Genomic DNA, 18274 nt, shown 5'->3' with positions numbered 1-18274 from the left:
CTCATTTTTTGATTTAGGTACCTTATATGTCATCTACATTATTTTTCATATTGTTCAACATTCCTTGAATGTCCTCACTTGTAGCGTCCGTTTCCAGCTTTTGATCCCACCATTCAGGCATTTTTATTTTTCTTCCTTGATTTCTATTGCGAGTATAACTTCTTTTCGTCGTATTTCTCGAAGTTTTTTCTTCTTTTATAAATTTCATCGCTTCAACAACAGAAACAATTTTCCTCTTTTCAAACTCACGTTTCCCCTCAACAAATTGATTTTTATAATCAAGGGAAGGAATTTTTTCTTGAACGAGGATATAGTGCATTAAAATGTTGAGAACAGAGGCTCTAAGCGGTGATTTGCGTATCGCATCATCAAGCAACCAATCTTCCAAATTGCTTGGTGAAACACCTTGCTCTCTTTGAATTTTTCGTAAAAAATCCATAGGAGCAAGCTCTTGAGCATCTTTTACCATTTGAATTTCCGCTTCTGTTGCTCCTAATTTCTGCAATTCTTGAACGGTAACTTCCTCTTCTTCTTTTTTCACTTCTTCTTCATTAGAGTGCAAACGTTTTTCAACCGCACCAGTTGCAGAAAGTTTCCGAATATGCTTAGAAAATCTTTCAATATCAAGCGTATCATCTCCCATTTCCACCACATCTTTTGCCAGTTCAATCATGTTATTTTCATTTAAACCGTACAATTCATGAAGAATATAAATTTCGTTGATGTCCTCATCTTTCAATTTCGCACCAAGTTGCGTAAGCAAATATTTAAAGTGTGATACATCAAATTTCCCGCCAACTACCTCAAGTTTTTTCTTAGGCAATTCATAGCTTTTCGCTTTGGCAAAGGCAAGTTTTTCCTCATCTGACACTACATTTTCCACTTCATAGCCGAATACTTCATGAAATTCTCTCGTTGTTGGAAAATAGCCGTAAACATCTAAATCGTCCGTTTGAAAACTCTCTGCAAGCAAAGAAAATCTATTTTCCCCAACTGAATGAAGCAAAAACGAAGAAAGAGTTCTATCTTGAAAAAATTCTCCAGCGTTTTTAGGTGCGTGCAAAATGTATTTGTAAATTTTGCCATATTTTGATGAAAATTTTTCATACGTTTCCACCAAACCAATCCCTTCAAGCAATCCTCGTGTATGCTCAAATTCCTTGCCGATTAATTGCGTTGTTGCGTACAAATCAGCGATTAACAACGGATTGTCAAAATCTCGTGGAGCAAGGTCAACAAGCGTAAGATAGAGCGAAACAGCTTTTGCCTCTAAAATCGGCTGATACAATCTTAACAAAGCTGCCTCTTCGCTATCGGTCATTTTCCGACTTCTTGCAATGAAGACAATTTCACTTGATTTTGGTGCGTCTATCATTTGTCATTACTCCTCTTTGCCTTTTTCACAATATCTTCTAGTTCTCTTAAAAAGACCGACATATCCTTAAATTCACGATACACACTTGCAAATCGGATATAAGAAATTTCATCTAGTTCGGCTAAATCTTCCATTACATACTCACCGATTAAATCTGTTGGCACTTCGCTTTTTCCTAAGGCTGCTACTCTTTGTTCGATATGGTCAACAATTTTTTCCATATCTTCCATAGCAACAGGTCGTTTTTCTGCCGAACGAATCAAGCCATTGAGGATTTTTTCACGCTTAAATTCCTCACGTGTGCCATTTTTCTTGACCACAAGAAGTGGGGTCGCTTCGATTCGCTCAAAGGTAGTAAACCTCTCGCCACATTCTTCGCACTCACGACGACGACGGATCGCACGCCCGTCCTCACTTTGTCTTGAATCCACTACTTTTGAATGGTTATTACCGCATTTTTGACAACGCATAAAAGCACCTCCTCGTTTTTCTTTGTGAATTTTTTATTTGTTAAGGGCACCTCTAAAAACTCCGCTTAAGACTAAATTAGCTAGTTTTTCGATTTTCGAGGAAATCGACGAAAGCTATGTGGTTCATAGGTTGAGGAGACTGACGAAGAAAATCGGAAAACTAGCAATTTAGGATAAGTGCGAGTTTTTAGAAGTGTCCTTAATGGATACCTCAGACAAGTAAGCCAAAACTTGTCTTTTCGTTTCCTCCAATGAATGTGTATTATCAATGAGAATATCGCTCAATTTTCGTTTTTCCTCGATTGACCATTGAGCAAGAATGCGTTTAAGTGCCGCTTCTTCGCTCAAATTATCACGCTGTTGCAAACGAGCCAACTGAATTTTCTCTGGCACATAAACAAGCATAATCGCATCAACTGCCTTTGTGTAATCTTTTTCAAATAACAACGGAATATCCAATACTGCAAAAGGGATGTTTTGTTGTATCAATCGTTCTTTTTCCTTGTCAAACTCTGCACGAAGGAACGGAGACATCAGTTTATCTAATTTTTCACGTTCTTCTCTCGAGTGGAAAATCCGCTCTCCTAACGCTTTTCGGTCTAACTCTCCGTTAGGCAAAAGCATGATTTCCCCAAATGTTGCCACAATCTTTGCAAGTGCAGGACTTCCTTTTTTTTGTACGTTTCTTGCAACAATATCACCGTCAATTACTGGAATCCCTTGCGAGCGAAAAATATCCGCCACTGTACTTTTTCCTGTCGCAATTCCGCCTGTTAGTCCAAGAAAAAATGTCTTATTTTGCGTCATACCAGCTCTCACCCCACGCACTATCTGCCACAAGCGGAACAGAAAGTTTTACAGCATCTTCCATTTCACTTCGGACAATTTTATCCAACGCCTCAACGTCTGATTTTGCCACTTCAAAAATCAACTCATCATGCACTTGTAACAACAAATTGGCTTGTAAATTTTCTTTTGCTAGACGAGTGTGCAAGTTATTCATGGCAATCTTCAAAATATCCGCTGCACTTCCTTGAATTGGCGAATTAATCGCCGTACGTTCTGCAAAACTTCTACGTGCAAAATTTCGCTCATTGATTTCTGGCAAATTGCGACGACGGTGAAACATAGTCTCTACATAGCCCACTTCTTTTGCCTCACGCACGACTTCTTCCATATATTGCTTAATTCCCGGATATTTTTCAAAATATTTGTCAATAAAATCTTTCGCCTTATATGGCTCAATCCCTAAATTTTTTGCCAACCCCCACTCACTAATGCCGTAGACCACACCAAAATTAACCGCTTTGGCATTTCGTCTATCAAGTGGTGTAACCTCATCTGGAGAGGAAATCCCAAACACACGCATGGCTGTACTCGTATGAATATCTTGCCCTTCCATAAAGGCAGATTTCAAATGCTCGTCTTGAGAAATGTGAGCCAACACACGCAATTCAATTTGTGAATAATCCGAGGAATAAATCACCCAATCTTCCTTGCTCGCCACAAATGCCTGACGAATTTTCCGTCCGTCCTCTGTACGAATAGGGATATTTTGCAAATTCGGGTCAACCGAGCTAAGCCGTCCTGTTTGAGTAAGTGCTTGTTGATAACGTGTGTGAATTTTTCCGTCTGCTCTCCTTGATTTTTTCAATCCCTCAATATAGGTAGATTGCAATTTTTGAAGTTCTCGATACGTCAAAATATCATCCACAATCGGTGCAACCACGCTCATTTTCTCTAACACTTCGGCATTGGTGGAATACCCTGTTTTTGTCTTTTTCGAGTAAAGTTTATAATCAAAACCAAGCGTTTCAAACAACAATTCTCCGAGCTGTTTTGGCGAATTAAGATTCAATTCCACACCCGCTTGTGCATAAATTTTTGTCTTTAATTCCTCAATTCTACTCATTAAATCAACAGAAAGTTCATCTAACACTTCGGGTTTTACGGCAATTCCTTTTTCTTCCATTTCAGACAAAACAATCGCTAAAGGCATTTCCATTTCCAAAAGCAAGTGCAACATTTCTTTTTCTTCTAGTTCTTCGTGCAATCGTTCACTTACATTAAGCGTAGCAAATGCTTTTTGAGCGGCAAATGATTCGACTTCTTCAAAAAACATTGGAACAGCGTATTTTGCTCCTTTGCCGTACACGTCCTCGTTAAATTTAATCGGAGAGGTGTGCAATTTCTTTGCCACTCCTGCAATTTCCTGCGTTTTGTCCAATTTATCAAGCAAATAAGCTGAAAGTAAAACGTCATGTTTCACTCCTTTTATGCTCAAATCCATTTTGGAAAGAAACACCGAAATTGCTTTTACATCAAAAACAATTTTTTCTTTTGTTCTATCATCTAACCATTTTTTTGCTTCACTTGAAGAAAGTGTATCGAGATTGCTTGTAACAAAGAGTTTTTCTTTATTTCCAACAACCGCTGCCAACACTTCTGCCTCGTGGTAATTTTCTCCAAATGTTTCCAAGTGAAACACTTCAGCGTTTGCCAAATGTTCTGCTGAGAAATTTTCCACGACTTCGTAAGAGATTTCCTGAACTTCTTCTTCGACGGCACTTCCCATGCGTGAAAGAAATTCATTGAAATTATTTTCTTGGTAAAAAGCGATTAATTTTTCAGCGTCTGGCTCTTTCATTGCCAATTCATCAAGCTCAATTTCTACTGGGGAAGTAAGGTTAATCGTTGCGAGTTTCTTCGATAGCAAAGCAATTTCTTGTTCATTTATCAGATTTTCTTTCATTTTAGAGGCTTTTAACTCATCAATATGCTCATAAACCCCTTCAACCGTCTGATATTCCCACAAAAGTTTCAATGCTGTTTTCTCACCAACTTTTGTTACTCCCGGAATATTATCCGATTTATCTCCCATTAGTCCTTTCAAATCAATGATTTGCTTTGGTGTAATGCCCATTTTTTCTTGCACCACGGCAGGTGTGTACTCCTCAATGTCACTCACCCCTTTTTTAGAAATCTCAACTGTAATCTTCTCCGTGGCAAGCTGGGTCATATCTCTATCTCCTGATACAATTGTCACAAGAAATCCCGCCTCACTTGCTCGTGTGGCAAGCGTGCCGATAATATCGTCCGCCTCATAATTTGGTAATTCATAATAACGGATAGAACGTGCCGCAAGCATTTCACGCAGTGGCAAAAATTGCTCCCGAAGTTCTGGGTCTGTTGTCGGACGACCTCCTTTGTAATCTTGAAACATTTCCGTACGAAATGTCGTTTTCCCCGCATCAAAAGCGACCAAAATATGCGTTGGCTCAACTCTTGCAAGGACACTATCTAGCATGGTGTGAAAACCATAAATTGCATTCGTATGTAGTCCGGCTTTATTGGTGAAAGTTTTCGGTAGGGCAAAATAGGCTTTAAAGGCAATCGAATTGCCGTCTATCAATAATAAACGTTTTTGAGACATTTTGTTCTCTCCTAATATCTATAAGTTTCTCCTAAAATCCATTTGACTGAAATTCAGAGCAATGTTCGTTGTTCAAAGTAAGAAAAAAGTTTCTTCCCTTTATTTTAGCACAAAAATAGACTTTTTTCTTTATGCAAAGAGACCACAAGGTCATTTTTCAACCTTATAGTCTCTTCTACTCTTCATTAGCCTTTCTCACGCTTGGCAAGTCTTTCGGCTCTGCGTTTTAATCTTCTTGCTTCAGCTTCAGGATCCGCTTTTCGCTCACGTTTTTCACGTACTGACACCTCAGCCTTCTCCGTCCCCGCTCCCTTCGATTTCTCCATACGAGCAAGGATTTTTTCTGCATCTCCACTCATATTTGCATAGTGGAAGAAACGAGTTTTCGCATCTTCTACTGTTTTGGCAAATAATTTTTCCGCCACCTCAGGATGTGTCCGCTCAAGAGAAGAGAACCGAACTTGATTTCGCATAAATGCTGGCATTTCATCAAAGTTTGGACGTTTGAAATCCAGTGTCATCGGATTCCCACCCGTCTCACGCAACATTGGATTGAAACGATAAAGCGACCAATACCCAGAATTTATCGCTTGTTTTGCCTCGGTCAAACTTTGTCCAAGTCCACCACGCAAACCATGTGTAATACATGGAGTATAAGCGATAATAATACTTGGTCCCGCAAAATTCTCTGCTTCTTGGAATGCTTTAATCGTCTGCATTGCATTAGCTCCACTGGCAATTTGTGCAACATACACATTACCATAAGTCATCGCCATTGCACCTAAGTCTTTTTTCGATACATATTTTCCACTTGCAGCAAATTTTGCAATCGCACTTGTCGGCGTTGCTTTTGATACTTGTCCGCCTGTGTTTGAGTAAACTTCGTTGTCCAAGACTAAAATATTGACATCTGCTCCACTTGCAAGCACATGATCAATTCCACCATAACCAATATCATACGCCCAACCATCGCCTCCGATCATCCATTGCGACGGTTTGACAAATTGATCACGGTCTTGATAAATTTCCTCTAGCAACTCATTTCCTGCTTTTTCTTCTTCTAAAAGTGCGGTAAGTTTGCTCGCTCTTGCACGTGTTCCCTCGCCATTGTAAAGATTAGCAATCCAATCTTTCATCAAAGCGGACAAGTCATCACTTACCATTTCACTTGCTTGTTCCATTTTTTCTGCTAACGCACTTCTTCGCACTTGACTTGCTAAAAGCATACCATAACCATATTCTGCATTGTCTTCTAAAAGTGAATTGCTCCAAGCAGGTCCTTGCCCAAATTCATTCGTGGTATATGGGCCTGCAGGAGCGGCACCGCCCCAAATAGATGAGCAACCTGTCGCATTGGCAATCATCATGCGATCACCAAACATTTGCGTCAAAAGTTTCACATATGGTGTTTCCCCACAGCCAGAACACGCTCCAGAAAACTCTAAAAGTGGCTGATTGAACTGAGTATGCATGAGTGTTCCTTCACGTGCTGGATTTTCTTTTGCACGCAAAGTCATGGCAAATGCCCAATTGATTGCCTCTTGTTTCATGTCGCCGTAAGGTTTCATGTGCAATGCTTTATTTTTCGCTGGACAAACATCTACACAAAGTCCACAACCTGTGCAATCTTCTACGCTCACTTGAATACGATAGTTCAGACCGTCCTTACCACGAAATTCACGTGTAATAAATCCGTCTGGTGCGTTTTCCATTTCCTCATCATCCGCCAAAAATGGACGAATCGCAGCGTGCGGACAAACAAAAGAACATTCGTTACACATCGTACAAGCTGCCACATCCCACTCTGGCACTTCAATTGCAATTCCACGCTTTTCTGTTGCACTTGTTCCAAGCGGAATACGACCGTCGGTCATATTGTTGGCAACAAGTGTAGCAACTGAAAGATTGTCTCCTTCTTGAGCGTTGATTGGTTGCAAAATTTCAAAGACGTATTTGCTTTCGCCAGATTTTCTTGTTTTAACAGGAATTTCCGCCATTGCCCAAGAGAGTGGCACGTCCACTTTGTGCAATCCGTCCACTGCCAAATCCATCGCCTGCCAGTTTGCTTCAACGATTTTCATTGATTTTTGTGCATAGCTTTTCTTTGCATCATTTTTCAGCATGGCGAAAACTTCGTCAAATGGCAAAATATTGGTCAATTTGAAAAACGCAACTTGCATGGCTGTATTGATTCTACGACCAAGACCAGATTTCTGAGCTATTTCAACGGCATTCATTGTGTAAAATTGAATCTCATTCTCAGCGATATATTTCTTCACTCTACTAGGCAAATGACGATTCAATTCCTCATCTGACCAAACCGTATTCAGTAAGAAAATCCCACCTTTTTTCAAACCTTTCAACAAATCATATTGATGTACATATGCACCTGTTGAACAGCTAATAAAATCTGCATTGTCAACCAAATAAGCGGATTTAATCGGATTTTTACCAAAACGCAAATGTGAAATGGTCAAGCCACCTGATTTTTTAGAGTCATAGGCAAAATACCCTTGGGCATATTGTTCGGTAGTGTCACCAATAATCTTAATTGCCGACTTGTTCGCTCCGACAGTACCGTCACTTCCAAATCCCCAGAATTTCGCTTGGAATGTACCTGCCTCAGTCAAATCAAGAGGAGTGCCACAATCAAGTGAGAGCATTGTCACATCATCTGTTATCCCAATAGTAAATCTTGATTTTCTCTCATTTACTTCTTTTTGCAATTCATCAAACACCGCAACAATTTGGTTTGGTGTCGTGTCTTTTGAGCCAAGACCGTATCGTCCACCGATAATGTCTGGGCGAATGTCGCTATCATACAATGCGGATTGCACATCTAATAAAAGAGGTTCTCCGTTTGCTCCCGGCTCTTTTGTCCGATCTAAAACAGCAATACTTTTGACCGTTTTCGGCAGTTTTTCCAAGAAATTCTCCACAGGAAACGGACGATAGAGATGAATATTTAAATACCCTACCTTTCTTCCTTTTGCGTTCAGAAAATCTACCACTTGCTCTATCACTTGACCGACAGATCCAATCGAGACAATTACTTCTTCTGCGTTTTCATCGCCATAATAATTGACCAAATCATAATTGGTGCCACGAAGTGCATTGATTTCTCGCATATATTTTTGCACAATGCTTGGCACGATTTCATAATAACGATTGATTGTTTCACGTTGTTGAAAATGAATATCTGGGTTTTGGTTCGTCCCTGAAATGCTCGGATGATTGGGATTCATCGACCTTGCACGAAATTCTGAGAGTTTCTCCTTGTTCAAAAGCGGAAGAAGTTCTTCGTATTCTAGCACTTCCACCTTTTGAATTTCATGACTCGTCCGAAAACCGTCAAAGAAATTAGTAAATGGAACACTCGCTTCTATCGTTGCAAGGTGAGCAACCGCAGACAAGTCCATTACTTCTTGGACGCTACTTTCTGCAAGCATTGCAAATCCTGTCTGACGTGTTGCCATAACATCGCTATGGTCGCCAAAAATATTCAGTGCGTTCGTCGTTACCGCACGACTTGCCACATGGAAAACCGTTGGCAACAATTCTCCTGCGATTTTATACATATTCGGCACCATTAAAAGCAAACCTTGACTCGCTGTAAAAGTTGTCGTCAACGCTCCCGTTTTCAACGCACCATGTACCGCACCAGCAGCTCCTGCTTCTGACTGCATTTCTACCACATTTAACACTGTGCCAAACATATTTTTCTTCCCAGCAGCTTGCCATGTATCTACTAGCTCTGCCATGGTAGAACTTGGTGTAATTGGATAAATTCCTGCCAACTCGCTAAAGCCATAGGCGATATGTGCTGCCGCAGTATTTCCGTCCATTGTTTGTTTTTTTCTCATCTGAATTTCCTCCCGATTATTTCAGAGAATCTAATCTATTCTATTTATTATAGCAAAAATGTATGAATTAAAGAAGATGAACACTAAAAAAGCTATCTCTAAACCTTCTTTTCTTTCCCTCTCAAAAACAAAATCCCGCCAAGAATAAACAAAATCACCAATGCACTTACGCCGTATTGGGATTTCCCTGTAAGTTGCCCGACAAATCCTACGATAAGAGGACCAAGAATGGCGGAAAATTTGCCGAATATGTTGTAAAAACCGAAAAATTCATTTGCGTTTTCTTTTGGTACAATACTTGCAAAATAACTTCTTGAGAGAGCTTGAATCCCCCCTTGACTTGTACCAACCAAAATTGCCAAAATCCAAAATTCTAACTCGGTATGAATAAAAATCGCAAAAAGAGAGATAAATGTATAAACTGCAATCGCTACTAAAATCATTGGTTTCGTACCAAATTTGTTCGCACAAATGCCATAGAGAATGGTGAATGGAAAGGCAATGAGATTAATTGCTAAAAGCATAACAATCAATTTGTTCGTGTCAATGCCAAAATCTACCCCTATTGCAGTTGCCATTGTGAAAATTGTATCTACTCCGTCAATATAAAAGAAATAAGCAATTAAAAAATAGGCGATATGTTTGTATTTAGAAATTTCACGAATCGTTGACATCATGCGGCGAATACTTTCTTTCACTGGAGATTTCACTTTTTCAACGCTGTATTTTTGATGATTGTTTTTGAAAAAAGGAAGTGTAAAAACAAACCACCAAATCGCTGTTAAAATAAACGAAAGTTTGATCACTACATCTCCAGTTAATTGACCAAACCCGCTTGTTATTTGTAAAATCATGACAAGGATAAAGAGAAAACTACTCCCAAAATAACCAAACCCATAACCGCTTGCTGAAACTCTATCCATTTTCTCATCCGTTGTCACGTCCACTAAAAAACCGTCATAAAATACATTTGCCCCTTGAAAAGCAATATAGCTCAACACAAAAATAACAAGCAAAGCAATCCAACTATGCGTTGGCACAAGAGAAAGTGTCGCAGTCAAAATCATACCACTAAGGGCGAAAAAGCTAAACAAACGCTTTTTATATCCCTTATAATCGCCTAACGTCCCTAAAATAGGTGCTAAAATACTAATCACAAGCGACGCCATTGCACTCGCATACCCCCAATAAGCGGTAGCAGTCGCATCTTTTACCCCACCATTTTCCGCTACATATTTGAAATATAAGGGCAAAATCGCCGTCACCACCACCAAAGAATACGCAGAATTTGCCCAATCGTAAAAAATCCAGCTCCATTCTTCTTTGTTAAATCGTCTGATTAATTTCACGTCTCAAAAACTCCTTCTATCACGCCACCGGCAATGTCTTTCGGGAATGTTTTCAATGCCAAAATTTTCGCAAATGTTGCCGCTTCATCTATCAAACGTGCTTGTTTGATTTTTTTATTTTTGGCAATTCCCACACCGTTAAAGACGAGAGTTGTATTGTAGTTTTCTTTTTCTGGCGAAAAACCATGCACCGCTTTATAGCGATTGGGGCTACCAATTTCATCACTTTTCACAGTGGCAACTACTTCACCTGTCGACTCATCTGTAAAATAATATCCCCTCTGTGCTTCAACCATAAAGGTAATTTTATTGCTCGCTCCCATTTTTTCTGCTTGTTTTGTTGTATAAACCGCTTCAATTCCTTCGATTTTCTCAAGTTCCTCTCGCACGATTTCTGGTGTAATCGCACTTTTCTTGTCCACTAAAACATAGCTCGAACCGTCACAACTTTGAGCATATACTTCCCAATTTTTCGCAACTGTTCCGTCACTTCTAGCATTCAACCAACCTAATTGTTCAAAACGCACGTTTAACTGAATACGTTTTTGCACATCAATTTGGTAGTGATCACCTAAAATTACAAACACCGTTTCATCATACGTCCCAGCTTTTTTCGTCGCCTCAATAATTTTTCGAACACGTATATCTTGGCGAACAAGTGCATTTTGTGCCGCAAAACTTCTCACACCATGTGCATGACGTTGAGAATCCATATCAACCAGATGAATTAAAGTTAAATCTGGCTTTTTGTTTAACAACGTATCCGCCGCACAAGCTGTCACAAAATCATCTAGTTCTGGCTGTTGAATCCCATTTCTCAAGTACCCATATTTTTTATTCATCTCAAAAATAAACTTAGGGGAGCTCGCACTCATGGATACAAGCACTTGATTTGTCCATATGCGATTTGGGAAAATTTCTGCGATATTCCAGTGAATTTTCGATTTTGCCGTAACAGGCCATAAAAACGCTGCACTCGTCTTTCCCTCTTTTCGTGCCACATCATAAATCGTTTTACTCTTCACATCTTTCCGATACCAATACCAATCAGGACTAATGCGTGTTGGCTGAATTTTAGTATTGTTGACAATGCCATGAGCAACAGGATATTCTCCTGTCACAATCGTTGTATGACTGGGATACGTCAACGAAGGATAAATCGCCTTCACCTGTTCAACATGACAACCTGTCTCAACCAATTGTTTCAATGTCGGAATATGTGACAAATCACCTTGTAAATCACTTGCACCAAGTGCATCTATGGAAATAATGACAAGTTTTTTTGCCATAGGGTTACCTCTTTTCAGGATTATTTAGTATAAGGGTATTTTAACATAGGGGTTGGGAAAGAAAAAGAAAATTGGTTTTGGAGTAAGTTTCTAGCGATATTGTGAGCAGTTGCCAGCTCCTCGGAGCTAGACAAAGAAAAGCGGAGAGGGGCGTTTAGGAGTTTGTCGTAGTGAGCCACAGCATTTATTTACTGGAAACAAAGTTTCACAGCGACCAAACTCCTGCCCCTTATAGCTAGACAAGGTTGAGGAGATTGACAAAGCAAATCAGAAAACTAGCAATTTAGGATAAGTGCGAGTTTTTAGAGGTGTCCATGATTAAGAGTATTAGTTATCGACAGTGGGCGAGAATGAGTTTTTAGAATTTGTTTAACATTAAATCTATAAAAAAGGAAAAAACTACATAAAACGAAAATGGTTTTATGTAGCTTTAATTATTTAACTTTTTCAGCAGGGTTAAACATTTCCCGCGTTTTTTATCCAATTACTCCCCCGCTGAAGAGACAATCAAAGACAATTTTCCTGTCAGCGTTATTTTTTTCACTTCATTTGGCAAAATAAAGTGGTCGCCCTTGCCAATATTCCAAGTGTTTTCCTCAATTTGAATACTTCCTTCTCCTTCAAGAACGGAGGCAAGTGTATAATCTGCGGTCAAATCAAGAGTTAACTCCTCGTTTATATCCCATTTAGATACATTGAAAAATTCATTTTCAACAAAAGTTGTAATAAGCGATTGTCCTATTTTCTCCTGCTGAATCGCAAGATCTGGAGTAGCTGCTGGTATCGTCATTACATCAATAGATTGCTCAATGTGCAGTTCACGAAGGTTCCCATTGTCATCTGGACGATCGAAATCATACACACGATAAGTAGTATCGCTTGATTGTTGCGTTTCTAAAATCATGATGCCTTTTCCAATTGCGTGCATAGTGCCACTTGGCACATAGAAAAAATCACCTTTTTTAACAGGAACTTTTGTCAAAAGATTTTCCCATTCACCTTGTTCAATCATTTGACGCAACTCTTCTCGACTCTTGGCATGATGACCGTAAATAATTTCAGCCCCTTCTTCTGCATCAATTACATACCAACATTCTGTTTTCCCAAGCTCACCCTCGTGTTCCAAACCATAAGCATCATCTGGATGAACTTGTACGCTTAACCAATCTTCTGCGTCCAAAATTTTAGTTAAAAGTGGAAAAACGTCCCCTTTTGCATTGCCAAAAAGCTCACGATGTTTGCCCCACAATTCGTCCAATTTCCACCCTTTATATGTTCCGTTTTTCACTGTCGAAACGCCATGAGGATGTGCTGAAATCGCCCAATATTCACCGATTTTCTCACTCGGTAAATCATATCCAAACACCTCATGTAAACGAGTGCCACCCCATATTTTTTCTTGCATAACTGATGACAAAAATAATGGCTCTTTCATTTTTTCTCTCAACTTTCTTCTTTTTTATTTTTTAAAAATAAAACAATTATCTTAATAGATATTATAATCGTTACACAAAAGAAATACAATAGAAATCATTCCTCACACTCCTCAAAATATTTCGCTACCAATTCCTCGCGACTCAAAATGTATGCTTGACGATGATTTTCAGGATGTACACGGTTGGATAGAAAAATAAAAGCACGCTGATTTCGTACATCAACCAGCAAAAACGTTCCCGTAAATCCTGTATGAAAAAGAACAGGTTCTTCTTGTTTATTTTGCCTTAAATCCCAACCTAATGAACGTGCGAGCGTACCTGAGGGAGTTTGGTCGTGTAATAATTTCTCTATTGTTGCAGGTTTCAAATAACTTTGCTCAAAAAATACTTTTCTGACAAATTTTATTTGGTCGTCTAAAGTCGAAAAAAGTCCTGCACTTCCTGCACTTTCACCTAAAACAAATGCCTTTGGATCATGTGTCCACCCACGAATGACACCTCGAGTGACATGATTTTCCGTTGGCACACTAAGCTCAATCGGTGCGGGCTGAAAACAGGAATTGTTCATTTCTAACTCATCCAAAACAAATTGTTGAAATGCACTCTGTACATTCATCTGAAATATATTTTCCAATAAAAAACCAAGCAAAATTGTACCAGTATCCGTATATTTCACTATTTCCCCGACATTTTCACCACTTTTCAGAAAATTAAACGCTTCTTTCAATTCATTTGCAGATAATTTCTCTCTGTTTTCAATCCAAGGATTGATGTCGCTTGTGTGCGTAAGCAAATGACGAACGGTCACTTTTTCGTCTAAAAACGAGGGATAATACCGACGAAACGGCACGTCTAAGTCAATTTCTCCTTGCTCCCAAAGTTTTAAAATTAAACTTGTCGTACAAACGACCTTCGTAATACTCGCCATGTCATAAAGCATATTTTCACGCAAAATTTCTTTAGTCGGTACAACTTGTGCTAAGCCCTCAACGTGTTTTTGCTCTTTTTCATCGTCCAAAAATGCCCAACTAGCCCCCGGAAACACTCCTTGTTGCATTTGTTCTCTTATCAGAGCATTTGTTCGCTCGTACATAATTTCCCTCTTCTCCATATAGAAAAGCTTGAGCAAGCCGAAGCTCACTCAAACCCTTTACTTTTGTAGCATAAACCACCATTCAAGTCCTGAAGTGTCGCTAATTGTGAAAAGTTGGTGCTTTTTGTCTACGAAAAACTCGATTTCTTTATCGGAAAAATGCTGAATTAATCGTTTAATTTCCTCACTATTTTCAACGAAAATCTCGACATATTCAATATCCCACAATTTATCCACATTGCCAATTAAATCTTCGCCACTTCTTTCAGTCAACGCAAGGGTGAAATCATCTAAAATCGACAATTCTTGACGTTCATTAAATGAAAGCTGAAAGGCTTTTTCATAAAACGCTTTGGCAACTTCAAGATTTGGTACGTTCAATTTCAAATAATCAATTTTTGCCTCACTCCAAGTGTCAACGCTCACTTCTTTTTCCACGAGAGTAGAAAGTTCAACACGCTCGGCATCTTTTGCAGAAAGTGCAACGTCGCTTACATACACACCCACTCGATTGCCTTCCGGGTCACGCAAGACAAACCCCATTGCCTCTCCTTTTTTCCATGCAAATTCAATCGGAAGTTCTCTTTTTAAAATCTCTCCTGCTGTCGCTAAAAAATCTTCTTTTTTTGACAATCGAATTTGAAAAACGTGTAGTTTTTGTTCTCCAACGACTGCACGAGTACGATATTCAGGACTTTCCTCAAGGGTAAAGCGAATTTCTTTATCAGCCGCCACACCGAAGAACGCAACTGCATTTTCTTCACTTATCAGACGAAATTTTAGCACATTTCGATAAAAATCAATCATCTTGTCACGATTTTTGACACGAATCGCAAGGTCTTTCAAGCAAGCATTTCTTAACACTGAATTTACCATTTTTTTTCCTCAATTCTGTTTTATCATCTGCTTCTATTTTATCCCAAAGTTTTATCTTTTTACAGTAATTACCCTTTTCATCAATTTTCAATAGCAGAAAGAATCGCCTGCCATGCCTCCTGTGTACCGTCTTTTGTGACAGAGGAGAATGTGATAAATTTGTCCGTTTTATCAAAATCTAGTTTGCGTTTTATCGCAGCCTCGTGTTTGTTCAATTTTCCACGAGCGATTTTGTCAGCTTTTGTTGCCACTACAATTACAGGGATGTCATAGTATTTTAGAAACTCATACATCTGAATATCTTCTTGACTAGGGTCATGCCTGAGGTCAACAAGACTTACAACTGCACGCAAATTTTCACGTGTCGTCAAATACGTTTCAATCATTTTCCCCCACTTTGCTCGCTCCGTTTTCGATACTTTTGCATAGCCATACCCCGGTACATCAACAAAATGGAGCGTGTCATCAATATTGTAAAAATTAAGCGTTTGTGTTTTTCCGGGTTTGCTAGACGTTCTAGCCAAATTTTTTCTTCCTAAAAGCGTGTTAATAAACGAAGATTTTCCGACATTACTTCTACCTGCAAGGGCAATTTCTGGTAAATCACTCTCTGGATATTGTGCAGGACTTACTGCACTTATCACGATTTCTGCGTTATGAATATTCATGTTCTTCCTTTTTCTAGTGAGTTTTGCACATCACACACGTTCTCACATTTTTATTGAAAACAAAATCAAGGCTGGAAGAATACTCAAATCCACTTTCTAATAGAGAGAGTATCTTGAGTATCATACCAGCCTTTTCTTGCCTATTAGCTTGCCTGTCTAGTATCTTTTGTGTAAAGGAGTTCAGGACGTTTCCCCTCTGTAATTGACTCCTCTGTTACAATAACTTTGGCAATCGTCTCGTCACTTGGCACGTCAAACATCACATCTAACATGACATCTTCAATGATAGAGCGAAGTCCACGAGCTCCTGTATTGCGTTCAATTGCTTTTTTGGCAATCGCCTCTAAGGCACCATGTGTAAATTCAAGTTCAGCCTCGTCAAAGCTGAGTAGCTTTTGGTATTGTTTCACAAGTGCATTTTTTGGTTCTGTTAAAATTTTAACCAAGTCTGGCACGGTCAATTTTTCCAGAGCAGCCATTACTGGCAAACGACCAATAAATTCTGGAATTAAACCAAATTTCAACAAATCTTCTGGAATAATGTGTTGCATTGCACTTTCTTCTTCGGATAATTTCCTCTGACTTGCACCAAAACCAATCACTTTTTCGCCCAAACGATTTTTCACCATTTGTTCAATTCCGTCAAATGCTCCGCCAACAATAAAGAGAATATTTTTAGTATCAATATTGATTAATTCTTGTTGTGGGTGCTTTCTTCCGCCTTGCGGTGGCACGCTGGCAACCGTTCCTTCTAAAATTTTCAAAAGAGCCTGTTGCACACCTTCACCAGAAACATCACGAGTAATAGAAACATTCTCTGATTTTTTAGCGATTTTGTCAATTTCATCAATATAAATAATGCCATGCTCGGCTCTATCAATATTATAATCTGCCGCTTGAATAAGTTTGAGTAGAATATTTTCCACATCTTCTCCGACATAACCAGCCTCTGTCAAACTTGTCGCATCTGCAATCGCAAACGGTACATTTAAGCTACGAGCCAACGTTTGTGCTAAAAATGTTTTCCCAGAACCTGTCGGGCCAATCAGACAAATGTTTGATTTTTGTAGCTCAACGTCATCTGAAATATCTAGTTGATTAACACGTTTGTAATGATTGTAAACAGCCACAGCCAATGCTTTTTTCGCACGATCCTGACCTATTACATATTCATTCAAAATTCCAAGTAATTCTTGAGGCTTTGGTACTTCGTTTAACTCACGAACCACCTCGTCCATATACTCTTCATCAATAATTTCCTTACTTAACTCGACACACTCATCACAAATATATACCCCCGGTCCAGCGATAATCCGTCGAACCTCAGTTTGTGCTTTTCCGCAAAAGGAACACGTCACTTCCACTTGTGCATCATTTCCACCATAATTGTCATACATGTTGATTTCCTCCAAAAGTTTCTCAGTTCACCTACTGAAAAATTTCTACTCTCTATTTTAGCACAAAATTCCTAAGTGTGAAGATTTTAGCTGTTGATAAGGTAAATTTTTTAAAAACAACAGTTTTTATAAGAATTTACCATACAAGTTTTTGCTTGATATTTTATACAAAATATTTCATAATATTTTTAACAACAAATGAAATAGGAGGAAAAAAATGATTTCAGCAAACAAAACACGCAAAGCAGCTTGGGAAAATTTAAGATTCAGTTATTGGAAGATTTTTCTTCTTAATATAATTCCTGTGGGATTGAATTTCATCGCTAGTATGCTCTTTTCTCTCCCGTTTATTTTAGGTGCCATAGCTCTTGGAACAACTCAGAAAGCCCTTCATACTAATGGTACTGATTTGATTGTTGGATTTCTTCAATTTTTTGTTGACATTCCAATTTTCTTGTTATCCATTGCAGTAAGTGGGTGTGTACTCACACTCTCTCGTCAGAATATTGATAAATTCAATCCTTTTAAAGAACTTTTCAACCGAATAAAACCACCTTATTTAAAAGGAATTATCATAACAAACATATTAATGGGACTTCTTCTTTTATCTTGGACAATTGTGCCATTTATTATCGTACTCATTGTTGTATCATTCGTCGGCGGAGAAACGTTTTTCACTTTTCTATTCGCACTGGCAACATTTATTGTGGGAATTTGGAAAATTTGTCAATATTCTCAAGCCATATTTTTAATGTATGACATCATTGAAAAAAATGGAAAACTTGACTCTTCCATGCAAGCAATCACTCTCAGTAAAGAATTGATGAAAGGACATATATGGGATTTTATTCGTTTACAACTTTCTTTTATAGGCTGGGGGTTGCTCGCTCTTCTTACTTGTGGGATTGGAGCAATTTTCTTAGTACCTTATACGGACATGGCAAATGCTGAATTTTATCGTGCGTTGAACCGTGAAGACGAGGAACTTTCATTTTAAGATACCTAAAAAACGCAAGAATTTCTAT

13 protein-coding genes are annotated in these 18274 nt (G+C 38.8%); 1 reads left to right on the top strand and 12 read right to left on the bottom strand.

What is annotated here, in order from left to right; genetic code table 11:
* Positions 1-22 precede the first annotated feature (22 nt).
* The 12 genes from B5D30_RS07255 to clpX all read right to left on the bottom strand — a co-directional run bounded on the left by B5D30_RS07255 (position 23) and on the right by clpX (position 17249).
* Positions 23-1375 carry a replication initiation and membrane attachment family protein gene (locus B5D30_RS07255; RefSeq protein WP_078807397.1) on the bottom strand — a complete coding sequence of 451 codons (1353 nt, stop codon included), beginning with the start codon at positions 1373-1375 and terminating at the stop codon, positions 23-25.
* Positions 1372-1845, bottom strand: coding sequence for a transcriptional regulator NrdR (gene nrdR / locus B5D30_RS07250; RefSeq protein ID WP_078807396.1), 474 nt, complete (start codon positions 1843-1845; stop codon positions 1372-1374). Before nrdR ends, B5D30_RS07255 begins: the two co-directional genes overlap by 4 nt.
* A 168-nt stretch (positions 1846-2013) precedes the next feature.
* Positions 2014-2652: a dephospho-CoA kinase gene (gene coaE, locus B5D30_RS07245; protein ID WP_078807395.1), complete on the bottom strand. Its 639-nt coding sequence runs from the start codon at positions 2650-2652 to the stop codon at positions 2014-2016.
* A complete protein-coding gene (polA, locus tag B5D30_RS07240; RefSeq protein ID WP_078807394.1) occupies positions 2639-5278 on the bottom strand; it encodes a DNA polymerase I in 2640 nt (879 codons plus the stop codon). Before polA ends, coaE begins: the two co-directional genes overlap by 14 nt.
* Before the next feature lie 185 nt (positions 5279-5463).
* Positions 5464-9141 (bottom strand): pyruvate:ferredoxin (flavodoxin) oxidoreductase, encoded by a 3678-nt coding sequence (gene nifJ, locus B5D30_RS07235; RefSeq protein ID WP_078807393.1) that lies wholly within the window; start codon positions 9139-9141, stop codon positions 5464-5466.
* Between the two features lie 98 nt (positions 9142-9239).
* Positions 9240-10490, bottom strand: a complete 1251-nt coding sequence (locus tag B5D30_RS07230) for an MFS transporter (protein WP_078807392.1) — start codon at positions 10488-10490, stop codon at positions 9240-9242.
* Positions 10487-11779 carry an alkaline phosphatase family protein gene (locus tag B5D30_RS07225; RefSeq protein WP_078807391.1) on the bottom strand — a complete coding sequence of 431 codons (1293 nt, stop codon included), beginning with the start codon at positions 11777-11779 and terminating at the stop codon, positions 10487-10489. The genes B5D30_RS07230 and B5D30_RS07225 overlap by 4 nt, the downstream gene beginning before the upstream one ends.
* Positions 11780-12263: 484 nt before the next feature.
* Positions 12264-13214, bottom strand: coding sequence for a mannose-6-phosphate isomerase, class I (manA, locus tag B5D30_RS07220; protein ID WP_078807424.1), 951 nt, complete (start codon positions 13212-13214; stop codon positions 12264-12266).
* Between the two features lie 95 nt (positions 13215-13309).
* On the bottom strand, positions 13310-14308 hold the full coding sequence (locus tag B5D30_RS07215) for a serine hydrolase domain-containing protein (protein WP_078807390.1): 999 nt from the start codon (positions 14306-14308) through the stop codon (positions 13310-13312).
* A 57-nt stretch (positions 14309-14365) separates the two neighbouring features.
* Entirely contained in the window at positions 14366-15184 is an 819-nt protein-coding gene (locus tag B5D30_RS07210; protein ID WP_078807389.1) for a CppA N-terminal domain-containing protein, read from the bottom strand.
* A gap of 80 nt (positions 15185-15264) precedes the next feature.
* Positions 15265-15852 (bottom strand): ribosome biogenesis GTP-binding protein YihA/YsxC, encoded by a 588-nt coding sequence (yihA, locus tag B5D30_RS07205; protein WP_078807388.1) that lies wholly within the window; start codon positions 15850-15852, stop codon positions 15265-15267.
* Between the two features lie 143 nt (positions 15853-15995).
* Positions 15996-17249 carry an ATP-dependent Clp protease ATP-binding subunit ClpX gene (clpX, locus tag B5D30_RS07200; protein ID WP_078807387.1) on the bottom strand — a complete coding sequence of 418 codons (1254 nt, stop codon included), beginning with the start codon at positions 17247-17249 and terminating at the stop codon, positions 15996-15998.
* 217 nt (positions 17250-17466) lie between these two features.
* Here clpX and B5D30_RS07195 point away from each other — a divergent pair, with 217 nt between their 5' ends.
* A complete protein-coding gene (locus B5D30_RS07195) occupies positions 17467-18246 on the top strand; it encodes a DUF975 family protein (RefSeq protein WP_078807386.1) in 780 nt (259 codons plus the stop codon).
* Positions 18247-18274: the final 28 nt, after the last annotated feature.

Source organism: Pilibacter termitis (assembly GCF_900167335.1).
In the GTDB taxonomy this organism is placed as follows: Bacteria; Bacillota; Bacilli; order Lactobacillales; family Streptococcaceae; genus Pilibacter; species Pilibacter termitis.
This window is presented reverse-complemented; position numbering and strand designations above follow the sequence as displayed.